Below are 22,111 nucleotides of genomic sequence, written 5' to 3'. Positions count from 1 at the left end.
GCGCATCCTCAGTCCCACCCTATATCAGCTTCGTTTCTCGGCCCGACGGAGTTTCCGTAATGTATCTCGGCTTTGCATATATGGCTCGGCGCGGAGAGATGTTCTTTGCCATGCAGCAAATTCATGAGCAAGCTGGCCGCCGTTTTTCCCATCTCGTAGAATGGCTGGTTCGCGCCGGTCACGTCCAACTGAAGCCTTCGATTCAAGTTCAACGCATCGTAGGTGACGAGGGAGATGTCATCCGGCACGCGGATGCCCCTTCTAGCGAAGGCCGCGATGACCGCCTCCGCGATCTGATCGTTCGCGGCGAAGACTGCTGTACAGCGGGCGGCATCGATTACGGCTCCGATCCGATCCGCGTAGGCATCCAACTCTTCTTCGAAGTTCTCGAATTCGGTAGGAACGAGCGCATCAAGGTCCGGCTCGAACCCGATTCCCGCATCCAAATAAGCTTGCTTCACTCCGAGCAGTCGCTCATGGAACGTACTCATATCCCCGTTGCGCAAAAACAAAATACGCCGATGTCCCTGATCGAGCAGCAGCCTGGCTAACTTGTAAGCGCCTGCAATATTGTCACTCGTCACGAACGGGATATCGCTGTCATATTCGTGCCGGTCCAGGAATACGATCTTGATGCCGCTCGCCGCCAGACTGTCGTATAACCGGCGGCTCCGCCCGTCGCGTTGTCGATCGAAAATCGGGCTCAGGATGATGCCGTCCATCCGCATCGTGTCCGTGCTTGTCACGAACGATTCCAGCTTAGCCAAGCTGCGATCATCGCTGAAGCTCATCAGATGATATCCGCGATGCCGCAGCATATCCTCTATTCCCCGAAGGGCGGTCGCCCACAGCGGATTCTCGGTCCCGAACACGGAAGCCGCGACAAGTCCGTTTCGGCGATCGCTTCGGGAGGAAACGACGTTACTGCTTATGAACGTCCCTCTCCTGTTGTCGCGCCGCAGACATCCTTCGACGCACAATTCCTTGACCGCTTTTTCCACCGTGTTGACACTGGAACGATAAGCTTGCGCAAAATCACGGCTAGAGGGCAATCGAACCTCGTCCGACCATTCGCCTTCTTGAATGCGCTTTCTAATATCTTCTTTAATTCTCGCATATAGATAACTCGTCATCGAGGAACGGCCCGCTCCTTTCTTTCCGGCTTATCATATTTCGACTATATGTCATCTGTATCATCTGTGTCAATTTGTGTTCAAAAAAAAAAAAACGGGACCGCGTTCTATCCCGTTCTTGATCGCTATTCTATGGTCTTGTTGACACCGTTACCGTATTGCTCATTCCGCTTTCATGATGCTGCCGGTTCAACGCGGTAATCGCATAAGCGTTTGCACGGTCCGAGTCGACGGTATCGTCCATGAATACTTGAAGTTCGTCATCGGTCCGTCTGACTGTGGCCAACAACTGAGCCGTATCATTCGGATCGGGAGTCCCTTCGCCTGGAATGCGATACACCGCGTAATAAGCCGGCTTGGCGTCGCCGCTATCCCGCCAACTCAGGCGAACGGCATCATCGAGCCGTTGCAGTTCTACGATGGCGGGAGCCGAAGGCGGCTCGTCTCCGGCTAGCCAAGGCATGACCGGGATCAGCGCCGGGCGCGCGTAGGCCGTACGGACCGCATCCTGTACGCCAAGTGTGTTGGCGAGCAGATGGGACGTGCTGAACATAATGCTGCCGGAGATTTGATCCCCGCGATCGCGGTTGTATCTGAGCTGCGCGGGCAACTGATCGGGATTTGTCCAATCGTCTCTTCCTACACGATAGGCGGCCTGGCCGATATAGAGATGAAGGTCGTGCTTGCCGGAGTTATCGTTCTCCCCTTCGATTTCTTTCGTCCACCAATCGATCACCTTCTCGTACGCCGCTGCCGGGGATCCGAAATGCCAGTAGTTTTGCGGAGCGATATAATCAAGCCAGCCTTGCTTCATCCACGTTCTCGTATCCGCGTACAAACCATCGTAGTTCTGCTCGCCGTCCGTATCCGAACCGGTCGGATCGATTGCCTTGTTCCGCCATATCGCGAACGGGCTGATGCCGAATTTGACGTAAGGCTTGAATTCCTTAATGGCCCTATGCAAGTCACTGACGATCGAATTCACATTCTCTCTTCGCCAGTCTCCGAGGCTAAACGTTCCTCCGCCATTAATGTAATCGCCGTACTGTTTCGCGTCATCGAAGGCCTCAGGACCGGGGTATGGGTAGAAATAATCGTCCATATGAATTCCATCGACATCGTATTTTCGTACGATCTCCGTGACGCCGGCTACGATGTAATTTTTTGCCTCTTCAATTCCCGGGTTGAAGTACAGTTTGCCGTTGTTGGGGACGACCCATTCCGGATGCAATCTGGCCGGATGGCTCGGATCAAGCTGGCTCACGTCCGTATCCATGCTAACGCGATAAGGGTTGATCCAGGCGTGGAATTCCATATTCCGCATATGTGCCTCTTCGATCATGAATCGCAGCGGATCAGATCCGTCGCTCGGCGCAACCCCCTGCTTGCCGGTGAGCCAGTGGGACCAAGGAAAATATTCCGAAGAATGGAAGGAATCGCTCGTAGGCCGCACTTGGACAAACACCGCATTCATGCCGGTCCGTGCCAGTTCGTCGAGCAAATAAACGTAATCTGCCCGCTGCCGCTCAGGTTCGAATACCCCCTTCGTCGGCCAGTCGATATTAACCACCGTGGAAATCCATGCTCCGCGCAATTCCCTCTTCGGATGAGTGACGGGATTCGTCACGACAACAAGCTGCCGCGCCATTTGGTGACCATCAGAAGCCGTAATCGTAGTCACTCCGGGTGTTATGCCTCTAACCTCTCCTGTCTCCGCATCGATCGCGGCTATAGCCGGGTTGTCGCATGCGAACGCGGAGCCGATCGGAATTTCTATGCAGCCTGCCGCTGCGTATTCCCCGAAAACTTTGGCTTTCACGGGTTCGCCGCCGACGGATAAGGAAAACACGTTGCGAATTTCAATCGATTGAAGTTCATCCGGTCTGTTCTGCAGCATATTCCTCCTGGTCCTCCCTATGCCTTTGTCATTCAGATTTGAAATTTAATTCCTTGTGCAGTTGAAGAAGTGGAAATTTAATTTCAAGTATAGAAGTTTTCCCGAAAATGTAAACCTTTTTTCCCGTATCTTGTTTACGAACGGCCTCTTCACTTCGCGCTAATTGCTCCCGATATTAGGAGTAGTAATTAATCGACACCACAAGGGAGACTGCCGAATGCTGAACAACATTTCTATCCGCACCAAGCTTCTGATTTTGCTATTTGCGCCGCTCGTTCTATTCGCGACGACGGCGGTGTACCTACTTCAACTGAATTCCTCCAATGTAGGCAAACTCACGAAAGCGCTTTACGAAACGAGCTACCGGTCCATCTCGCTCGTACTTAACGCGGACAGAGATATGTATCAGGCATTCGCCGCTTATCAGGAGATGCAATCCCAGTACGTCTCCGCCGAAGACAAACAGAAAGCCAAAGCCGATTTTCATGAGAACGTTCAACAGACGATCGATCGAATGGAACAAACATCTCGGATCATTATGGACAAAGGAATCTCCGACGAGCCCGACCCTTCCAGCGGGATGACGATCGGAACCGCAATCTCCGAAGTCGATCGGCTGTTCAAAATATGGGTGGACGAAGCGCAAGCCCATTTCGAGAATAACGACTATTCTATTGAGTCAGAAACCGAGCTTAAGCAACATTTCGAAGAAGCCCGCGCCAACATCAACATTATCGGTGAAATTCTAGAGAACTACTCCGAACAGGAAGCGAGGGACGCTAAAGCAGAGGCCAGCAAAACTTCAACAATAACTTATGCCGTCCTAATCGGTGAATGGATCTTATTAACCCTGTTCGGGGTCATGATCATCCGCAAACTGTCCTGGACAGTCTCCCTCGTGCGGTCCAAGACGAGACAAGTTGCCGAGGGTAATCTCGAATACGAGCCGCAAGCGAAATACGACAAAGACGAGCTCGGGCAAATCTTGTTCTCGATCGATTCTATGATCGGCAAAATGCGGGAGCTCATCGGCAGTATTGCAGGTCACGCCCGCCAAGTATCAACCTCGTCGGGCGAACTGGCCGAGAGTGCCCGGGAATCGGCTGCGGCGTCCGGCCATGTGGCGGAAAACGTGCAACTCGTGACGTCGCTCGCCGAGACGCAATCAAGCATTGCCCGCGAATCGAACGTCGCGATGGAAGAGATGGCGATCGGCGTCCAGAAAATCGTCGAGAGCATGAACGTCATATCCGACCATTCGTCTACAACGAGCGGGATGGCCGACGAGAGTATGGCGACGCTGGAGAAGCTGCTCGATCAGATGAATCGGATGGTGTCGACGGTTGCGGACCTCAGCCGCAGCGTGAACGCGTTGAGCGATAAGTCGGATCGAATCGGCTCCATTACCGAGAAGATCACTTCCATCGCCAACCAGACTAGCATCCTCTCTCTGAACGCCTCGATTGAATCGGCCAGAGCCGGGGAGCATGGCAAAGGCTTTGCCGTCGTCGCCCAAGAAATCCGGAAGCTGTCCGCGATTTCACTCGAATCCGCCCAAGCGATCCAAGAACTCCTTGACGATACGCGCAGCGAGATCGGGCAAGCTTCCGAGTTCATGAAATCAACGGTCGACAGCAGCGAGCTGAGCGCGGCTGCCCTGACAGAGGTTAACCACGGCTTCGAAGAAATCGTCGGCTCCATACGGCAGATCGCGCGACAGCTTCACGACACTTCCGCCGTTACGGAGCAAATGTCGGCAAGCACCGAAGAGGTATCCGCCGGACAAGAGACTGCGGCGACATCGGCGATCGATATTTCCGCCAAAGCCCAGAACATCTCCGCTGCTACGGAAGAGCAGCTCGCCCTATCGGAGAATATCGCCTCTGCCTCCGAGCAGTTGCAGCAGATCGTCGGCAAGTTGAACGAGGCGGTTCGTTATTTCAAGCTTTAATTGGGATGATATTTAGAAAAAAGCGAGGATCTAAGCGTTTGTATTCGCTTAGCTCCTCGCTTTTTTGTCCATACCCGTATGGCTAACGGACGTCAGCGCAGCTATTTCTTCGAAATCATCGTTTTTCGAAATCTAGCGGACACCATGGACCTTATTGGCCTCGAAAAGCATGATTTTCGGCCTTATTCGAGCGATTAGCGGCTGCTGTGTCCGTTAGAATTTCAATTAGCCGATATTCGGGCAAATAACTGCTGTCGTGTCCGTTAAGCTCGGTGGTGCTCTCATGCTGTTGAAAGTACTTAGCCAAATGAATATGAAAGTTGCCGACCCGCAATCAGGGAGCAAAGACCTCCGGATTATCGTTTCGCCAGGCGCCTATGCAACCAATTAAACAGGCCGTATAGCTTCTCATCACTCTATCGATTTCACTGTCCTCATACTCGACTACGATATTTATGCCCGGCTTGCGCCATGCCAATACTCGTCCTGAAAATCCAGGCCACTCACATTCTTCATCCAGTTCAGGTTGACCGTATGCCTTTATCGAATCATCCGGTGTTGAGCTCATCGCGATTCCCTCGGGAAGCTTTCCAGGAAACGGAGCTTTTATTCTGTCATCCGCTCCGGGAGCAAGAAAATGTACGGCGCCAATGATCCATCCATCATCATTTGTATAATTAAGTCCGGTCAGATCATTTATTTTGGGTGCGCGATAAATATCGATGCGTATCGACAGTATTTTCAACACCCTCAGATTGATGGATAAGTTGAGATATCATTGACCATTCGTTATGTTTGCATATGTTTCTGATTCTCTCAATCTGTTGAGAGGATGCTCCATAAATAAAGTCTCCTCCGAATACTAAACTTAAAGGTGTTTCGTAAAGCTCATCATAAAAACATGGTATTTCTGTTTCTTTACCATTTTGATGGTCTTTTAATATGTATGGTTTAGCGAGTTTGAATCTTTCTGGTAATTTATTGAGGATTGAATTACAAATATCTTCGCGGCGTTCTCGAGAAGTGTTTTGCCAATTTTCAAGGCTATTGATTTCTGTAATGTTACTCACTGCGCGCACCATCCTCTTCAGCTTATTTTCCTCAGCTCCTTATTGCCAATCACCGGCGCTGAAGGCCAAACCAAGTAAAACAGCAGCTAAGGACGAGTGGGATCTATTATTGAATGTGGAAACTCTTCTATGTAAGCGTCAAAAGCATCTATGCCTTCTTGTAGAATTATACGTGCTTCATTGGGGGTAATGGGTATAACCCACAAGACGCTAATGATTTCTTCACCTATTTTTATTTCTTCTAAATCTTCACTTTCCCCTCTTAGTTCATCAATCAAGAGGGCTTTTGTAGTCCAGTTCTCTGGCGCAAGTGCGCTCTCAGTCATTACTCGCGGTACTTCCGAAGATTTTACATTTTCAATATTATGGGCAATAAGGTCGCAGAAATAGGAGAATATCCGATCAATGCTGTCTTGTCCCAAATCGGGTTTTAAAGCTAGCATCCATTCAGCCTCGGTAGGTTTCCCTGTTTTTCGAATGGAATTAGATAGGCCAACTGTTGCGAATCTTGCAGGAATTTTATCATGAATTGATGGGAAATAATAAATCTCAATATGTACGCCAATCTCCGGTTTTGTCATTATGACTCTATATTCTGGCATAGACCATTCTTTAATATATAAATTAAGAATTATTGTTCTTCTGATGTCGAAGTCCAAAATTTTTCCTTGGCTTGACTCTCTATTGATTTGCACATCCATCACCTCTTTCCTTTTCCCTCTATAGCATTGAGTAGTGCCTCTGTAAAATTTGATCCAACTTGTACGGCACTGCTCCAATCCAGATCGCCAAGAGGAACTGCCCAGACCGATGAGTCCTCGGGGAGTGATTTAAAAACGTATCCATGGCCTCCTCCATTCGATCCAAAGCACAAAGCTCTATTGTCTAGTACATCTCACCAAATCGACCCTCCCCACCATTTGCCCATTGCATCCAATAGTTATAATCTTCTGGAAGATCGAGTGTTTCAGAAATTCTTTCAATTACGTCATTATCCAGTGGCGGATCTTTGTCGTATTGGTCAAAAATCTTTGACTTTATGATTTCTATTGTTTTTTTCATTAATTGAATGCTCCGAGGTTATTGAAATATTTATAGCTCTTTTTAAGGCACTTTTACGATAACTACAAATTCTCACTTTTCCCAATTCCCCCTCTTGTCCATGCACATGGTAATCCTTTCCGTTTGTAACCGTCAAGCATTTTATCAAAATAAGGGTGTGAATCAGCAATTAATAACCGCGATGGCCAACGAAGGCACGGAGACGCTGGATAAGCTGCGCGATCAGATGGATCGGATGGTGTCGACGGTTCCGGACCTAGACCCACGTCAACACCTCCTATGATATACCATTTTTTATGGATATCAATTATACAAGTTCCACTCTTATATTGACGTAACAATAAAGTAAAACGGAACCCCAGTGAGGTCCCGTTTTACTTTATTGGCTTTGAAGCCTGTATTACATCATGCCGCCCATGAGACAAAAGCTTTTTCATGTGTTTTTTGAGTCTTTATGTGGCGTTTTTATCCGATTTTCTTCAGAAATTAGTTCAATAAATCCGTGTGGGTAAGATGTGTGGGTAGAGCTTGTGGGCAAAATGTGGGCTTGTTGTAGGAATAGAATTATTCAGGTATAGGTTTTCGAACTTATTAGATTAATAATGGCTATAAAAATGTGTGTATTTTATCTAAGCACTCATTAACGACTTCATTCGGGGCTTTTCCAACAATGTCAATGCGTCTAGCTCGCCAATCAAGGTTTTTAATCTGATCCGTTAAAATCACCCCGTTAAACACCAAACCATCGGGGAGCAATACTTCATACCCCCAGCCTCGAATGGTATGAGTGATTGGGCAAACGGAAACAAAGCCCGTCGTCTCATTGAATGCTTGTGGTGAAAGCACGATTGCAGACCTTCTCCCGGCCTGTTCGTGACCTGCTTGGGGATTAAAGTTTATCCATACTAGATCTCCTCGGTCTGCACTCATCTAAAGCAATTCCTTCCCTTCTACTCCGAAATCAATTTCGTCATGGCGATTATCCGATTTACATTGGGCTAACAAGTCTTCTAATGTCGGCTTTTTTTTCTTTGGTATTACGATGAGCGTATGATCATCACTCACAACCAAGTCAACTTCAGATCCTTGGCTGACCGCAATACGCTCGGCGATCTGACTGGGAATGCGAATACCTAGACTGTTTCCCCACTTTTGTATGGTGGTCGACATGTAGATTTCCCCCCTTCTTCCAATCCTTTTTTCCATTTTATCACACCCCCAGCAACATGTATATACCAGTATATACACAGAAGCTAGAAATGATACATTAGAGCTTAGAGTTGCTGAATAATTGTCCGGTTAACGGTTAGAACAGAAAAAAGAGGCTTCTCCGAAGATTTCTCTTTGGAGACAGCCTCTTGATATCTGCTTGTTGAACGATCGCAATACTACCTTTCGCCCATGCCGGAATGTTCCCCCAAATACTAGCTAAGCGAGTCCAATAACGTCTTCACCTGTGGGTTAAGCTTGAGCACATTCAAGATAATCTGCAGCGCTTCCGCGCGTGTGGCATTACTCTTAGGATCGAATCTTCCATCCCCTTTACCGCTAACAATACTTGCCTGCGCTGCCGCATGGATCTCCTCAACTGCATAAGCACCATTCAGATCATTGAAATTGCCTTTTGTGGTGTCCTTCTCCAAGTTGTTAAGATTTACAATGCGGGACAGCATAACCACCATTTCTTCACGTGTAATCGTTTGATTCGGCTTGAACGTACCATCCGTGTAGCCATTGATTACCCCTGCAGCTACTAGATTCTCAATTTCATCCTTAGCCCAGCTATCACCAATGTCCTTCAATACAACACTCGTATGGCTGCCACCTTGGATATTGAACGCGCGATTCAGAAACGCTGCAAACTCAGCGCGTGTGATCGGATTGTTCGGTCTAAACGTACCATCTTTGTAGCCATTAATCAGGTTCAATTGGACGAAGATATCGATTGTCTTTTCAGCCCAGTGCCCTTGCGTATCAGCAAAGTCCATTGTAGCATTTACTTCCTTAGCTTCCGCTACTTTGGATTCAATCGTCTTTACTAAGTCGGCTTCATTAACAATGCTTCTGTTAAATACATCAACCGTAGGCTCCGGAGAACCACCGTTGAGGTCTATAACAGGCTTCATATCCGGCACATACGAATGCGATCCTGTTGAAGTCGATCCTGTTGAAGCCGCTCGCAGGCGGAAACGGTTCGACACCGCATTCGCCGTATTGCCTGCTCCATCCTGCGCACGGATGTGCAAATACCAGTCCCCGTCGACTCCGTTCTTCGACAGCGTACCTCCGCTTGTAAACGATGTCCAGCCCGTTGACGGAGTCGCAGTGCTTTGCGTCCACGCGTATTGCAGCGAGGAGGCGTCTACTCCGCTTTCCGCGTCGGTCACCGTCACCGCGGTCGATGCCGACTGCGACCAGCTTGCATTGCCGTTCGTACCGAAGCTGATCACCGGAGGTGTAGAGTCCCTCAACACAGTAATCGTATACGTCTTGGCTGGTTTGAAATAAGGCTCGACCCGAACGGGTATGACCGTCGTATCTCCCGAGATGCTGACCGTAGCAGCGCTGTCGCTTTCTTGCGGCTGATTGTTGACATATAAGCCCGCGTACGTCGTGTCTGCCAGCTCCGCAGTTACGTTCACGCTCGATACCGACGAGCCGATATAGGAATACGTATAAGATGTGACGGAAGGCGAAAATGATTTGTCAAATGAACCCTCCTGCAGCGCAAGACCGTTCAGGTTGTCGTTGCCCGGCACGGTCGTTTGACCTTCCCCATTATCTCCCCAAGCGACGACGGTGCCGTCCGATTTCAGCGCTAGCGAATGGTAATCTCCCGCGGCGATCGACACCACTCCAGTGAGCCCAACCGGCACGGTCGTTTGACCATAATTATTATCGCCCCAAGCGACGACCGTGCCGTCTGATTTCAGCGCTAGCGAATGGTAATCTCCCGCTGCGATCGACACCACTTCTGTGAGCCCACCCGGCACGGTCGTTTGACCGTACCCATTATATCCCCAAGCGACGACGGTGCCGTCCGATTTCAGCGCTAGCGAATGGAACCCTCCCGCGGCGATCGACACCACTCCAGTGAGCCCAGACACGGTCGTTTGACCGTACCCATTATATCCCCAAGCGGCGACGGTGCCGTCCGATTTCAGCGCTAGCGAATGATTTCCTCCACCGGCGATCGACACCACACCGTTTAGCCCATTAGGCACGGTCGTTTGACCGTACCCATTATATCCCCAAGCGACGATGGTGCCGTCCGATTTCAGCGCCAACGAATGGCTCCCTCGACCAGCGATCGACACCACTCCAGTGAGCCCAACCGGCACGTTCGTTTGACCATAATTATTATCGCCCCAAGCGACGACCGTGCCGTCCGATTTCAGCGCCAACGAATGATTCGTTCCCCCGGCGATCCTGCTGCCTTTGACAGGCGAAGCAAGACCAGCCGGCACGGTCGTTTGACCCCAATCATTATATCCCCAAGCGACGACGGTGCCATCCGATTTCAGCGCAAGCGAATGGTACACTCCCCCGGCGATCGACACCACTCCAGTGAGCCCTGCCGGCACGTTCGCTTGACCAAAATTATTATGACCCCAAGCGACGACCGTGCCGTCCGATTTCAGCGCCAGCGAATGAAACCCTCTCGCGGAGATCGACATCACTCCAGAGAGCCCTCCCGGAACGTTCGTTTGTCCACTCGCATTTTGTCCCCAAGCGACGACGGTGCCGTCCGATTTCAGCGCCATCGAATGGTAATATCCCGCAGCGATTGACACCACATCGGTAAGCCCCCCCGGCACGTTCGTTTGACCAAAACTATTATAACCCCAAGCGACGACCGTGCCGTCCGATTTCAGCGCTAGCGAATGCTGCCCTCCCGCGGCGATCGACACCACTCCAGTGAGCCCTCCCGGCACGTTACTTTGACCATCATTATTACGTCCCCAAGCGACGACGGTGCCATCCGATTTCAGCGCCAGCGAATGGTACACTCCCGCGGAGATCGATACCACACCAGTGAGGCCTGCAGGCACGTTCGTTTGACCCCAATCATTATTTCCCCAAGCGACAACGGTGCCGTCCGATTTCAGCGCTAGCGAGAAGTAAGTTCCCGCGGCGATCGACATCACTCCAGTAAGCCCATCCGGCACGTTCGTTTCACCTTTAGAATTACCTCCCCAAGCGACGACGGTGCCGTCCGATTTCAGCGCTAGCGAATGCTGCTCTCCCGCGGAAATTTTTTCCACGCGGCTTCCGATCCCCGTTTGCGCCGCATCCGCCTTTGGAGTACCAAATGGCAACGTCACATTAAGCAACAACAAAAAAATAGAAATAAAGCAACATAGCGAGATTTTTTCCATTTAATAGACAACATTATCATCTCCAAGTTCTTTAATTGATCGCCGTTTTTTGATATCCAAATTCAGAAGAGAATCCGTAACATACAAGATTCGTCAAAAATCTCCTCTATTTTATCATGGTAGATCGACCCATATAGTGAATGTAAAGAAAACTTTAAGTTCGTGTTTGCAACACACTCTTTTCACATCAATTTGTCCACTTTCGATCTGCTGGATTATGGTACATTTCTCTGAATCTGTGTTGTTCTGTTTGAGACATGAAAAATGCTCCCCTCACGGAAAACAGGTTTTATTATTTCACCTGTCTACCGTATGGGGAGCATATCCGTTCATTAAATCGATCCAGAATCGTACGAGAATGCTTCTACAGCTTCCTCTCTTTCCTAAAAACAGAAGACACCGTAGAGCGATTTTCATCACTCACGGTGTCTTCTGTTTACACGATGTGGGCAATCGCTGTTACCCTGAGGAGAAACCCTTGCTCCGCAAGGGCTCAGCCCTTATTACATCATGCCGCCCATGCCGCCCATGCCGCCCATGTCAGGCATTGCAGGTGCGCCCTTCGGTTCTGGCTTGTCAGCGATAACCGCTTCGGTTGTCAAGAAGACAGCCGCTACGGAAGCAGCGTTCTGCAGAGCAGAGCGAGTCACTTTCACCGGATCGATGATGCCGGCTTCGAACATGTTAACCCATTCGCCGGAAGCAGCGTTGTAGCCAGTACCAACAGCTTCCTTCTTCAGACGCTCAACGATAACGGAGCCTTCTTGGCCAGCGTTAGCCGCGATTGTACGGATCGGCTCTTCCAGAGCGCGAAGAATGATGTTCACGCCTGTTTTCTCGTCGCCTTCAGCTTTAACAGCTGCAACAGCCGCGAATACGTTAACCAATGCAGTACCACCACCGGAAACGATACCTTCTTCAACTGCTGCACGAGTTGCGTTCAGAGCATCTTCAATGCGAAGCTTGCGCTCTTTCAGCTCGGTTTCAGTAGCCGCGCCGACTTTGATAACCGCAACGCCGCCAGCCAGTTTAGCCAAGCGCTCTTGCAATTTCTCGCGATCAAAGTCGGAAGTCGTATCTTCGATTTGCGCTTTGATTTGGTTCACGCGAGCTTCGATGTCGGCTTTATCGCCTGCACCGTCGACGACGATCGTGTTTTCTTTATTTACGCGCACTTGACGTGCCGTACCCAATTGTTGCAGGGAAGTCGATTTCAATTCGAGGCCGAGCTCTTCGGTGATCACTTGACCGCCGGTCAGAGCCGCGATGTCTTGCAGCATCGCTTTGCGGCGATCGCCGAAGCCAGGAGCTTTAACGCCGACGCAAGTGAACGTGCCGCGCAGACGGTTGACGACGAGCGTGGACAACGCTTCGCCTTCGATGTCTTCCGCGATGATCAGCAATTGCTTGCCGGATTGAACGACTTTCTCCAGCACAGGCAGAATTTCTTGGATGTTGGAGATTTTCTTATCCGTGATCAGGATGAGCGGATTTTCCAAAATGGCTTCCATTTTGTCCGTGTCCGTGATCATGTATGGAGTGATGTAGCCTCGGTCGAATTGCATCCCTTCAACCACTTCCAGATCCGTGTTGAAGCCTTTGGATTCTTCGACGGTAATAACGCCGTCTTTGCCGACTTTATCCATCGCGTCCGCGATCAATACGCCAACTTCATCGTCTGCAGCAGAGATGGCTGCGACTTGAGCGATATCGTTACGACCTTCAACTGGCTTAGAAATCTTTTGCAGCTCTTCAACAGCCGCTCTAACCGCTTTGTCGATCCCTTTACGGATAACCATAGGGTTAGCGCCAGCCGTTACGTTCTTCAAGCCTTCGCGAATCATCGCTTGAGCAAGAACCGTAGCGGTTGTTGTACCGTCACCAGCGATGTCGTTCGTTTTGGTCGCGACTTCTTTAACAAGTTGAGCGCCCATGTTTTCGAAGGAATCTTCCAACTCGATCTCTTTAGCGATCGTAACGCCGTCGTTCGTGATCAGCGGAGAACCGAATTTCTTCTCCAGTACGACGTTGCGGCCTTTCGGTCCGAGCGTAACTTTCACTACGTTCGCCAAGGTATCGACGCCGCGAAGCATCGCGCGGCGAGCGTCTTCACTGAAACGAATTTCTTTAGCCATCTTTAATGAACCTCCTTAAAGTCTTCTAAGTATTAACCCACGATCGCGTGGATGTCGCTTTCTTTCATAATCAAATACTCTTTGCCTTCGTATTTGATTTCCGTGCCCGCATATTTAGAGAACAACACGCGATCGCCCTCTTTCACTTCCAGCGCGACCCGTTCACCGTCTTTATTCAAAGTTCCGCTGCCTACCGCAACGATCGTTCCTTCTTGCGGCTTTTCTTTCGCTGTATCCGGCAATACGATGCCGCTAAGCGTTTTTTCTTCTTTTGCGCTCGGTTCGATAAGAACGCGATCTGCCAAAGGTTTAATCATGTAAATAGCCTCCTTCTTAAATTTGCTTTTTTAATTGAAGCCATTCTTTTAGCACTCAATTATGCCAAGTGCTAATAACCATTTCCTATGATACGGAATTTAAAGCCGGTTTTCAAGTCCTTTTAAGTTAAATCTTGCACAAAAAAAGCGGACCGCGTTTGCCGCGAATCCGCTTCGTATTCAAGATAACTTAAGTCTTGAAGTTTCCAACCAGCGCTTTCAGCCGCGAAGCCATCGAACTTAGATTCTCCGCGGTGCGGGCCATCTCTTCCGTCGACGATAGCTGCTGTTCGGTCATCGCCGATACTTGTTCCGTGAAGGAAGCCGTTTCTTCCGTAATCCGGGAAACGTCTTGGATCGACTGCACGACGGACGCACTGCCCGCCGTCATCTGCTCGACCGATGCCGCGACATCGACGATGTCAGAGCTCAGCTGACCGACTTTGCCGACAATATCGCGGAAAGTTTCATCGGCGTTCTGCATGCCTTCCACCGCCGCGAACACTTGTCCGGCGCTTTGCTCGAACATCGTAGCCACTTGTCCGATATCGCTCGACATCGTGCCGATCGTCTCGCCGATTTGAACTGCCGACTGCTGCGTTTGATCGGCCAGCTTGCGGATTTCGCCGGCGACGACCGCAAACCCTCGCCCGTGCTCGCCCGCGCGCGCCGCTTCGATCGCGGCGTTCAGCGCAAGCAGGTTCGTTTGGTTCGCGACTTCCGATATGTATCCGATAACTTCTTTGACTTCATCGGACTTATGATTCAAACCTCTTACGACTTCCTGCAACGAACGGAAAGCTGTGCCGACTTGGTTAATTTCAACGGACGTCGTCTGCAGCAACTCGGAGCCTTCCGCCGCGCGGCCGACCGTCGATTGCGCCGCGTCGGACACGCCGGTCGTCGTTCCCGCGACTTGGTTCAAGCCGTCGAGCGTCTCTTGCATCGTCGCGGAAATTTCCTGCGATTGCGCGACTTGCGTTTCCGAACCCGCCGCTACTTTCTCGACCGCTTTGGATACTTCGCTGCTGACCCGAGCGTTCTCGTCCGCGCCCTGCTTGAGTTGGATCGCCGAGGCCGCAAGCTCGGCCGTGCTGTCGCGAAGCTCTCTCATCATTTTCTGAAGTCCGTCGAGCATCTGGTTCGCGGCATTGGCCAGGTCGCCCATCTCGTCAGTGGAGCGAATATGTATACGTCTGGTTAAATCCCCGCCGGAGGAAGCGATATTCCGCAGCGTAGCTGTTACACCGCCGATCGATTCGGTCAAATTTCTCACGAGCCACAACAGACCGAAGCCGCCCGCGACGGCAATGACCAAGAAAATGACAAGCACCTCGACAAGAACCGTCGTCTTGCCGGCAAGATCAAGTCCCGTAAGCAGCAATACGAAAGCCACGATTAACAATACAAGCATTCCAACGTAACCGATCGTAATTTTACGACCTAAAGTCATCTCGCGCATGCCCTGTCCCTCCCGGAATTAACCGACCAATGTAAGCCCTTACTCGAAACAAGTGTATCATAATTTTCCCATTTGGAATATCGAAAATTGACACTTTTTGCTCATTTTTGAATTTCGGGCTTGCGATAATCGTGATTGCAGGAGGGGCGGGTAGACCTATTCGTTTAATCGTCCAGTTCCGATTCTCGGGCCATTAGTTCCTTCATTCGTTTCCCGTAAGCCATTCTCGACAGAAGCACGCTTAATTCATACAGCAAAATTAGCGGTATGGCAACGAGCATATCCGACACGACGTCCGGTGGAGTCACGATTACGCCGATGAAGATCAGGATAAACCAGGCGACTTTTCGCATTTTCTTCAGCAGCATGGGATTGAGAATTCCGATTCGGGTTAAGAAAAGGATGACCAGCGGAAGTTCGAACAATAAGGAAATGGGCAGCAAAATGTTGAATAAAAACGAGAAGTACTGCGTCACCCCATAAGTTTGTTCCAATCCGAGGTTATGCGTTACTTTCTCCGTAAAAAGAAATGCCATCGGAAAGACGACGAAATAAGAAAACGCCAGTCCGATCAGAAACATGATCAAAGCCCCTGGCACGAACTGTAGCGTGGATTTCTGCTCCTTCTCGCCCAACGCCGGGCGGACGAAAGCCCATAGCTGAAACATGGCGAAAGGAATCGCGATGATAAACGAGATCAGAAACGCGAATTTCATATAGAGACCGATCGCGTCCCAAGGCGAGAACGCGTGCAAGTCCAGGTTATCGATAGGAGCGGCCGCCACTAAGTAATCGAATACCGGCTCAGAGCCGAATAACCCCCCGACCAACCCGATTATAAATACGATCAAACAATAAATAATTCGTTTGCGCAGCTCGCCCAAATGCTCCGTCAGCGGCATCCCGTCCTGAGCCTGCGGCGAATTCGCCGTTTCCTTCATCTTATACTCGCCTCCATACAACAATGGGGCCGTCCCTCCGCAAATGTTACATCTGCGCCGAGGGACAGCCCCATTAGGTGTTCCTTGCCCATCCCGGTTATTCCGGGAGGCGCCGTTCCGCTTGCGTTTTTTCCGTTTCTTCGGAAGAAACTTCCGCGCGTTGCGGCTGACGGTCCTTCTGATCGCCCACCAGTTCGTTAGCGCCCTTCTTGAACTCGCTCAGCGTCCGGCCGAAAGCTCTGCCCAATTCCGGCAGCTTGTTCGGTCCGAAAAGCAGCAATGCGATCAATACGAGCAAGATAATACCCGAAGCTCCAATGCCCGACATTTACCCAACCTCCGTTCTTGTAAATGTGACTCGCTCGATACTCGTCAACGATGAAGACCGCCGTATCCAAGCGCGACGATGTCTTCCTTCGCTAGCGTATCTCCAGCCAATATTCTAGGTAATAAAACATCAAAAGAAGTATAAGGATCGTACATGACGCATCCCGGCAAGCCAAATATCGGCACGCCCCGCAAATAGCCGAACAACAGCATCGAGCCCGGCAGCATCGGCGTGCCGTAGCTGACGATATCGGCTCCCGCCGCGGCGATCGCGCCCGGCGTGCGGTCGTCGGGATCTACCGACATGCCGCCTGTCACGAGTATCATATCATACCCTTGTTCTCGTAAATAGTAAATATCATTGACAATTGTATGACGATCATCCGGCGCGAACCGATGCTCGGCCACTTCAGAGCCCAACGCTTCAAGCTTGGCCCTGACCGCGGGACCGAACTTGTCCTCAATCCGCCCCGTATATACCTCGGTACCCGTCGTCAGCATCCCCGCTTTCATGGAACGGAGCGGTCTGACGCCGATCGGCGCGACGCCGTGCTTACCGCGATAGTACTCCACGATCTTCTCGGCGTCCCGGACCTTCGACTCGGGAACGATTAGCGGAATCGCCCTCGTCGCAGCCAGTCCTTCGCCCGGTCGGACGACGCGATGGTTAAGGACGGTCGCAAGCGCGATGTCTCCTAGTCTATTTATTTCGTGAACGACCTCGGCGGCGATGCTCGTTAAGCCGACGATTTCCGAGCGGATGCCGACTTTGCCCTCTCGCGGTTCCCCGTATGTGACGTTATCGCCGCAGAGAGCCGCCGCCATCCGAAGCGCGGCATCGTCTTCGTGTAAATCCGTCTCGGCAAGCTCGATCACGTAAAGGTGCTCTTTTCCGATATCCTTAAGCTTGGGAATATCTTCCCGGGTGACGATATGCCCTTTGGGAAACAGACAGCCCTTGAATTGTCCGGGAACGATCTGCGTCAAGTCGTGCGCGAGCCTCAGGCCGATGGCTTCCTCAACCTTCACTTCTCTCAAGCGGGTAGAATCGGCAGCGTTTTCGTTCGACGGCCGATGCCCGGAAGAAGTCATGCCTCGCGCTCCCTTCGCATTCCTTTTACCTGGTCAAGCGCTTCCGGCAGCAAATCCATCACGGCCATAAGGTGCTCATGTACCCCTTTCGGGTCTCCCGGTAAATTCAAGATCAAAGTTCTCCCCCGGATCGCGCATACGCCGCGAAACAGCATCCCGTGGCGCGAACGCCGGGAGACAACCTCTCTCATCGTTTCCGGAATTCCCGGAACGAGTCTTTCCGCGACCATAAGCGTCGCTTCCGGCGTCACGTCCCTGAACGCAAGTCCGGTTCCGCCCGTCGTCAAAACAAGATCCGCTTGATAATAGTCCGCCATCTCGATGAGCGCAGCGCGGATTTCGTCTTGATCGTCGGGAACGATCCGGTAATCGACGATATCCCCGCCCAATTCCTCTTCGATCAACTCGCGGACGACCTGAGCGCTCGTATCTTCGCGTTCCCCGCGCGACCCTTTATCGCTAGCCGTCAGTAAAGCTACCTTCCACCTCACCCTGCCATCCCCCCGCTCCCATGAGTATGAGCTTGATCTTTATGATTCCTGTTGTTCCGCCAATCCGATGTAATCTCCGTTTTTGCCGCCCGTTTTGGCCAGCAGCTTCACGGCATCGATGATGATGTCTTTCTGCACAGCTTTGCACATATCGTAAACGGTCAGAGCGGCCGCGGTTACGGCGGTTAACGCCTCCATCTCCACGCCCGTCCTCCCAGTTGTCTTTACTTCGGCCGTTATCGTCAGCGTATTCGTTCCGTCATCCGAAAAACGGATATCTACGCCGGTAAGCGGAAGAGGATGGCACATCGGAATCCAGTCAGATGTTTTCTTGGCTGCTTGGATACCGGCGATCTGGGCAACAGCCAGCACGTCGCCTTTGGCGATCGCGCCTTCGCGAATTCTCCTAAGCGTCTCCGGCGCCATGACGACCCGTCCTTCGGCAACGGCGACTCTCGCCGTAACCGCTTTGTCCGAGATGTCCACCATCCGGGCGCGGCCTTGTTCGTTAAAATGCGTCAGCCCGTCTCCGGCTCGTTCCACGATCGCTCACCTCTATCCGACCAAATCAAATCTTCGTCCGTTGCGAGTCCGTCCAGCGGCAGGTCATGCGGTTCTATCGGAAGCGGCTCGGCGACAACCTGCAGGGCATACGCAAATCCTATCCACAACGTCCTTTTATCCGTCACACGTGACCGTTCCGAATAGAGTCGGTCGTAGTATCCGCCGCCGTACCCTAATCTCGCGATCTTCCCTCCCGACAAACTATAAGCCATTCCGGGAACGAGCACAACGTCTATCGGGTTCGCCTCTTCCATCAATTCGGCACGTTGCGGATCCGGCTCTGGAACGCCCCATCTCCCGGGAGCCCAATCAGACATTCCTGTCACTCTTCGCAGCTCCATGCCTTCTCCGGCCGTTCTGATTCTGGGAGCATAGATCGAATCTCCCATCGACCAGCACGTTTCCATTAAGGGTACCGGTGAAGCTTCGGATCGAAAAGGCGCATATGCGCATAAACTCAGCGGACGGGCAAGCTTACGTCGCATTTCGCTAAAAACGACGGTTTCCAACAGCTCGCATATTTGGACGGACCGCTTGGCCCGCTCCGCAACGGACAGACCGTCTCTGACGACAGCCATCCGCTTGCGCCATTCAGGTTTATTCGAATACTGATGTATATTCTCCATTAAAGGCATGCCTACCTTCGAAAACCGTAAAAAAATCTATTTTCATTTTATCATTGAAAGCCTATTTTCGCCAAAAGATCACGATTTGGACAATTCTTGCGAATTTACGGTACACTTGGGGAGTAAGGCCGAAATGAACTTGTCGGAGGGATTCCTCTTGCTTCTGCAAGCATCCAGCATTACTAAACATTATGGCGTAACCCCCGTTCTCGAAGGAATATCGCTGCAAATCAACGAACGCGACCGCATCGGCTTGGTCGGCGTCAACGGCGCCGGGAAATCCACGTTCCTGCGCATCCTCGCGGGCGAGATCGTCGCGGACACTGGCGCGGTATCGAAGCCTAGAGAGCTGAAAATCGGATATTTGGCGCAAAACGGCGGTTTGCAGGGACACCGGACGATCATGGAAGAAATGAATTCCGCGTTCGGCCCCCTGTTGGAACAGGAAAAAGCGCTTCAACTTATGGAAGAGCGAATCGCAGACCCCGTGGAGCTTGAAAACGCAGAGCGATATGAAGCGTTGCTCGCGCAATACGCCAATCTGAGCGAGAAGTTTCGCGAAAGCGGCGGTTATGAGATGAAGAACCGCGTTCGCAGCATTTTGCACGGGATGGGCTTCGGCGAATTCCCGCCGGACACTGAAGTCGCTTCGCTCAGCGGCGGACAACGTACCCGGCTGGCATTGGCCCGATTGCTGCTCGTTCAGCCCGAATTGCTGCTCCTCGATGAGCCGACCAACCATTTGGACATCGATACGTTGACTTGGTTGGAACAGTACTTGAGATCCTATGCCGGAGCGATGGTCATCGTCTCCCATGACCGGTACTTCCTCGATGCAACGGTTACGGCCATCGTCGAGATCGAACGGCATGAAGCTACGCGTTATACCGGCAATTATAGCCGGTTCATGGATTTGAAAGCCGCGGCGTTCTCCCAGCAGCTCAAGCTGTATGAGCAGCAGCGCAAGGAAATCTCCCGCATGGAGGATTTCATCCAGCGCAACATCGTTCGCGCCTCGACGACGCGCCGGGCCCAAAGCCGTCGGAACGCTTTGGAGAGAATCGAGCGATTGGAAAAGCCGAACGCGTTGCGGCAAGCGAACTTCTCATTTACGACCGAACGCCGCAGCGGCAAAGAAGTGCTTCGGGTCATTAACTGTTCTGCCGCACCCAAAGAAGAAATGCCTCCCTTGTTCCGGAACGTATCGTTCGAGGTCAAGCGAGGCGAACGCGTCGCGCTGCTTGGGCCTAACGGTGTCGGCAAGACGACTTTGCTCCGCGCGCTCATCAACAAGTTGCCTGTACGCGGCGGCGTGATCGAATGGGGAGCTGGCGTGTCCTTAGGCTATTACGACCAAGATCAACGGGAACTCAATCCGGCGAACACGGTGCTGGAGGAAGTATGGAGCGCGTATCCGCATCAGCCGGAGGCTGAAATCCGGACAGTGCTCGGCAATTTCCTGTTCAGCGGCGACGACGTCCGCAAGAAGATCAGCGCACTAAGCGGCGGGGAAAAAGCCCGTGTTGCCCTCTCGAAACTTATGCTGCTTAAAGCGAACGTGCTTCTGCTCGACGAACCGACAAACCATCTCGATTTGATGAGCCGAGAAGTGCTTGAAGCGGCTCTGGACGAATACGACGGCACTTTGGTATTCGTCTCTCATGACCGTTACTTCCTGAACCGTATCGCCGATCGCGTGGTCGAAATGTCGCCGAACGGTGCGGAGCATTTCCTGGGCAATTACGACGAGATGGTCGCCAAAAAACAACAATTGAAGGAATGGGAAGCGTCAAAAAACGACTCGTCCGAGAAGTCCGTCGAAGAATCCGGCTCCAGCAGTTATGAAGCCGAGAAGCAAGCCAAACGCGAGGATAGAGCCCGCAACCGCAAGCGCGAGCAAGCGGAAGCCGATATTTCCCGCCTTGAGGAAGAAATCGCGGCGCTTGAGGAAGAGATGGCTTCGCCCGAAATCGCGACGGATTATGTGAAGCTGCGGGAGAAACAAGCCGAGGCGGAACGAAAACAAAACGAGCTGGACGAGGTCTTTAAAGTGTGGGAAGCGTTAATGGAGGATTAATTCGCGGGGCGGTAATCCTCCATTGAAATCGATTTTTATATTCACATGGTTATGCACAGCTTGTGAGCACCGTTAAGAGGATAGTCAATATTCTGACATCTTCCAAGCGGTTGGCGCGCAAGCTTTTTTATGCGCTTTTGTTCCTACTGGATCAGTTTTCCACCGTTTTATCCACATTGTCCACATTACCCACAGTTCAATTGTGAAAAACTAGTCCCATTTTCAACAATTCTCAACTCCGCTAGTGCCAACGCTTTCGGAGATTTGTCCACATTATACACATGCTTTGTGGGTAAGTTTATCCACACAGGCGAAAGATGGTGTTGGCTTGCTGGTTTTTCGCGCGAACTAGTTAGGTTTCGCCGGACTACAGACGCACGCAGCGCCATTTCGGACGATTTAGTTTGGTTTCGCCGGACTGCAGACGCACGCAGCTCCATTTCGCACGATTTAGTCAGGTTTCGCCCAAGCGTGTTGATTAACCAAAAAAAGTAGAAAAAAGGCCGCCCATTCGGTAAAGTGTTTGTACCCCTACAAACACCGAAATGAGGCGGCCTTCTTGAAAAAGTCTACTCCATTATGGAGAA

At 51.4% G+C, this 22,111-nt stretch carries 19 protein-coding genes and 1 pseudogene; 2 read left to right on the top strand and 18 right to left on the bottom strand.

Annotated elements, in window-relative coordinates; genetic code table 11:
• Nucleotides 1-8 precede the first annotated feature (8 nt).
• Together FPZ45_RS24430 and FPZ45_RS24425 are read right to left on the bottom strand one after the other, a co-directional pair.
• Nucleotides 9-1,133: a GntR family transcriptional regulator gene (locus tag FPZ45_RS24430; RefSeq protein ID WP_144707276.1), complete on the bottom strand. Its 1,125-nt coding sequence runs from the start codon at nt 1,131-1,133 to the stop codon at nt 9-11.
• A gap of 130 nt (nt 1,134-1,263) precedes the next feature.
• Nucleotides 1,264-3,030 (bottom strand): glycoside hydrolase family 10-like protein, encoded by a 1,767-nt coding sequence (locus tag FPZ45_RS24425; RefSeq protein WP_144707275.1) that lies wholly within the window; start codon nt 3,028-3,030, stop codon nt 1,264-1,266.
• A 217-nt stretch (nt 3,031-3,247) separates the two neighbouring features.
• Here FPZ45_RS24425 and FPZ45_RS24420 point away from each other — a divergent pair, with 217 nt between their 5' ends.
• Nucleotides 3,248-4,981, top strand: a complete 1,734-nt coding sequence (locus FPZ45_RS24420) for a methyl-accepting chemotaxis protein (protein WP_144707274.1) — start codon at nt 3,248-3,250, stop codon at nt 4,979-4,981.
• A 334-nt stretch (nt 4,982-5,315) separates the two neighbouring features.
• Here FPZ45_RS24420 and FPZ45_RS24415 read toward each other — a convergent pair whose 3' ends face one another.
• The 16 genes and pseudogenes from FPZ45_RS24415 to FPZ45_RS24345 all read right to left on the bottom strand — a co-directional run bounded on the left by FPZ45_RS24415 (nt 5,316) and on the right by FPZ45_RS24345 (nt 19,447).
• Nucleotides 5,316-5,726, bottom strand: a complete 411-nt coding sequence (locus FPZ45_RS24415) for a hypothetical protein (protein WP_246120581.1) — start codon at nt 5,724-5,726, stop codon at nt 5,316-5,318.
• Nucleotides 5,674-6,051 (bottom strand): hypothetical protein, encoded by a 378-nt coding sequence (locus FPZ45_RS24410; RefSeq protein ID WP_246120580.1) that lies wholly within the window; start codon nt 6,049-6,051, stop codon nt 5,674-5,676. Before FPZ45_RS24410 ends, FPZ45_RS24415 begins: the two co-directional genes overlap by 53 nt.
• 86 nt (nt 6,052-6,137) lie before the next feature.
• Nucleotides 6,138-6,752: a suppressor of fused domain protein gene (locus FPZ45_RS24405; RefSeq protein ID WP_246120579.1), complete on the bottom strand. Its 615-nt coding sequence runs from the start codon at nt 6,750-6,752 to the stop codon at nt 6,138-6,140.
• Between the two features lie 184 nt (nt 6,753-6,936).
• Nucleotides 6,937-7,113, bottom strand: a complete 177-nt coding sequence (locus FPZ45_RS25475; RefSeq protein ID WP_186438556.1) for a hypothetical protein — start codon at nt 7,111-7,113, stop codon at nt 6,937-6,939.
• A 606-nt stretch (nt 7,114-7,719) separates the two neighbouring features.
• Nucleotides 7,720-8,043: a type II toxin-antitoxin system PemK/MazF family toxin gene (locus tag FPZ45_RS24400; protein WP_144707273.1), complete on the bottom strand. Its 324-nt coding sequence runs from the start codon at nt 8,041-8,043 to the stop codon at nt 7,720-7,722.
• Nucleotides 8,044-8,283: an AbrB/MazE/SpoVT family DNA-binding domain-containing protein gene (locus FPZ45_RS24395; RefSeq protein ID WP_144707272.1), complete on the bottom strand. Its 240-nt coding sequence runs from the start codon at nt 8,281-8,283 to the stop codon at nt 8,044-8,046.
• A 254-nt stretch (nt 8,284-8,537) separates the two neighbouring features.
• A pseudogene (locus FPZ45_RS25875) lies at nt 8,538-11,378 on the bottom strand (RCC1 domain-containing protein); the annotation flags it as partial.
• A 617-nt stretch (nt 11,379-11,995) separates the two neighbouring features.
• Complete coding sequence (gene groL, locus FPZ45_RS24385; protein ID WP_144707270.1) at nt 11,996-13,627, bottom strand: chaperonin GroEL; 1,632 nt, start codon at nt 13,625-13,627, stop codon at nt 11,996-11,998.
• 32 nt (nt 13,628-13,659) lie between these two features.
• Complete coding sequence (gene groES, locus FPZ45_RS24380) at nt 13,660-13,944, bottom strand: co-chaperone GroES (RefSeq protein ID WP_144707269.1); 285 nt, start codon at nt 13,942-13,944, stop codon at nt 13,660-13,662.
• A gap of 190 nt (nt 13,945-14,134) precedes the next feature.
• Nucleotides 14,135-15,406, bottom strand: coding sequence for a methyl-accepting chemotaxis protein (locus FPZ45_RS24375; protein WP_144707268.1), 1,272 nt, complete (start codon nt 15,404-15,406; stop codon nt 14,135-14,137).
• A gap of 164 nt (nt 15,407-15,570) precedes the next feature.
• On the bottom strand, nt 15,571-16,347 hold the full coding sequence (gene tatC / locus FPZ45_RS24370; RefSeq protein WP_144707267.1) for a twin-arginine translocase subunit TatC: 777 nt from the start codon (nt 16,345-16,347) through the stop codon (nt 15,571-15,573).
• 97 nt (nt 16,348-16,444) lie between these two features.
• Nucleotides 16,445-16,675 carry a twin-arginine translocase TatA/TatE family subunit gene (gene tatA, locus FPZ45_RS24365; protein ID WP_144707266.1) on the bottom strand — a complete coding sequence of 77 codons (231 nt, stop codon included), beginning with the start codon at nt 16,673-16,675 and terminating at the stop codon, nt 16,445-16,447.
• 44 nt (nt 16,676-16,719) lie between these two features.
• Nucleotides 16,720-17,766: a molybdopterin-binding protein gene (locus tag FPZ45_RS24360; RefSeq protein ID WP_144707265.1), complete on the bottom strand. Its 1,047-nt coding sequence runs from the start codon at nt 17,764-17,766 to the stop codon at nt 16,720-16,722.
• A complete protein-coding gene (locus FPZ45_RS24355; RefSeq protein ID WP_144707264.1) occupies nt 17,763-18,257 on the bottom strand; it encodes a MogA/MoaB family molybdenum cofactor biosynthesis protein in 495 nt (164 codons plus the stop codon). Before FPZ45_RS24355 ends, FPZ45_RS24360 begins: the two co-directional genes overlap by 4 nt.
• Nucleotides 18,258-18,296: 39 nt before the next feature.
• Nucleotides 18,297-18,746, bottom strand: a complete 450-nt coding sequence (gene moaC, locus FPZ45_RS24350; protein WP_246120583.1) for a cyclic pyranopterin monophosphate synthase MoaC — start codon at nt 18,744-18,746, stop codon at nt 18,297-18,299.
• Between the two features lie 29 nt (nt 18,747-18,775).
• Nucleotides 18,776-19,447 (bottom strand): 5-formyltetrahydrofolate cyclo-ligase, encoded by a 672-nt coding sequence (locus FPZ45_RS24345; protein ID WP_186438554.1) that lies wholly within the window; start codon nt 19,445-19,447, stop codon nt 18,776-18,778.
• 157 nt (nt 19,448-19,604) lie between these two features.
• On the opposite strand from FPZ45_RS24345, the gene FPZ45_RS24340 reads away from it, so the two are divergent.
• Nucleotides 19,605-21,524 (top strand): ABC-F family ATP-binding cassette domain-containing protein, encoded by a 1,920-nt coding sequence (locus tag FPZ45_RS24340; protein WP_186438558.1) that lies wholly within the window; start codon nt 19,605-19,607, stop codon nt 21,522-21,524.
• Nucleotides 21,525-22,111 lie beyond the last annotated feature (587 nt).

The sequence above is a fragment of the Cohnella terricola genome, from assembly GCF_007786475.1.
GTDB lineage: Bacteria > Bacillota > Bacilli > Paenibacillales > Paenibacillaceae > Cohnella > Cohnella terricola.
The sequence above is the reverse complement of the archived record's forward strand: the minus strand, read 5'-3'. Positions and strand labels throughout refer to the sequence as shown.

Coding starts and splice junctions, on each gene's coding strand:
- FPZ45_RS24430 (WP_144707276.1), bottom strand. CDS start 1,133: ATGACGAGTTATCTATATGCGAGAATTAAAGAAGATATTAGAAAGCGC.
- FPZ45_RS24425 (WP_144707275.1), bottom strand. CDS start 3,030: ATGCTGCAGAACAGACCGGATGAACTTCAATCGATTGAAATTCGCAAC.
- FPZ45_RS24420 (WP_144707274.1), top strand. CDS start 3,248: ATGCTGAACAACATTTCTATCCGCACCAAGCTTCTGATTTTGCTATTT.
- FPZ45_RS24405 (WP_246120579.1), bottom strand. CDS start 6,752: ATGGATGTGCAAATCAATAGAGAGTCAAGCCAAGGAAAAATTTTGGAC.
- FPZ45_RS25475 (WP_186438556.1), bottom strand. CDS start 7,113: ATGAAAAAAACAATAGAAATCATAAAGTCAAAGATTTTTGACCAATAC.
- FPZ45_RS24400 (WP_144707273.1), bottom strand. CDS start 8,043: ATGAGTGCAGACCGAGGAGATCTAGTATGGATAAACTTTAATCCCCAA.
- FPZ45_RS24395 (WP_144707272.1), bottom strand. CDS start 8,283: ATGTCGACCACCATACAAAAGTGGGGAAACAGTCTAGGTATTCGCATT.
- groL (WP_144707270.1), bottom strand. CDS start 13,627: ATGGCTAAAGAAATTCGTTTCAGTGAAGACGCTCGCCGCGCGATGCTT.
- groES (WP_144707269.1), bottom strand. CDS start 13,944: ATGATTAAACCTTTGGCAGATCGCGTTCTTATCGAACCGAGCGCAAAA.
- FPZ45_RS24375 (WP_144707268.1), bottom strand. CDS start 15,406: ATGCGCGAGATGACTTTAGGTCGTAAAATTACGATCGGTTACGTTGGA.
- tatC (WP_144707267.1), bottom strand. CDS start 16,347: ATGAAGGAAACGGCGAATTCGCCGCAGGCTCAGGACGGGATGCCGCTG.
- tatA (WP_144707266.1), bottom strand. CDS start 16,675: ATGTCGGGCATTGGAGCTTCGGGTATTATCTTGCTCGTATTGATCGCA.
- FPZ45_RS24360 (WP_144707265.1), bottom strand. CDS start 17,766: ATGACTTCTTCCGGGCATCGGCCGTCGAACGAAAACGCTGCCGATTCT.
- moaC (WP_246120583.1), bottom strand. CDS start 18,746: ATGGTGGACATCTCGGACAAAGCGGTTACGGCGAGAGTCGCCGTTGCC.
- FPZ45_RS24345 (WP_186438554.1), bottom strand. CDS start 19,447: ATGGAGAATATACATCAGTATTCGAATAAACCTGAATGGCGCAAGCGG.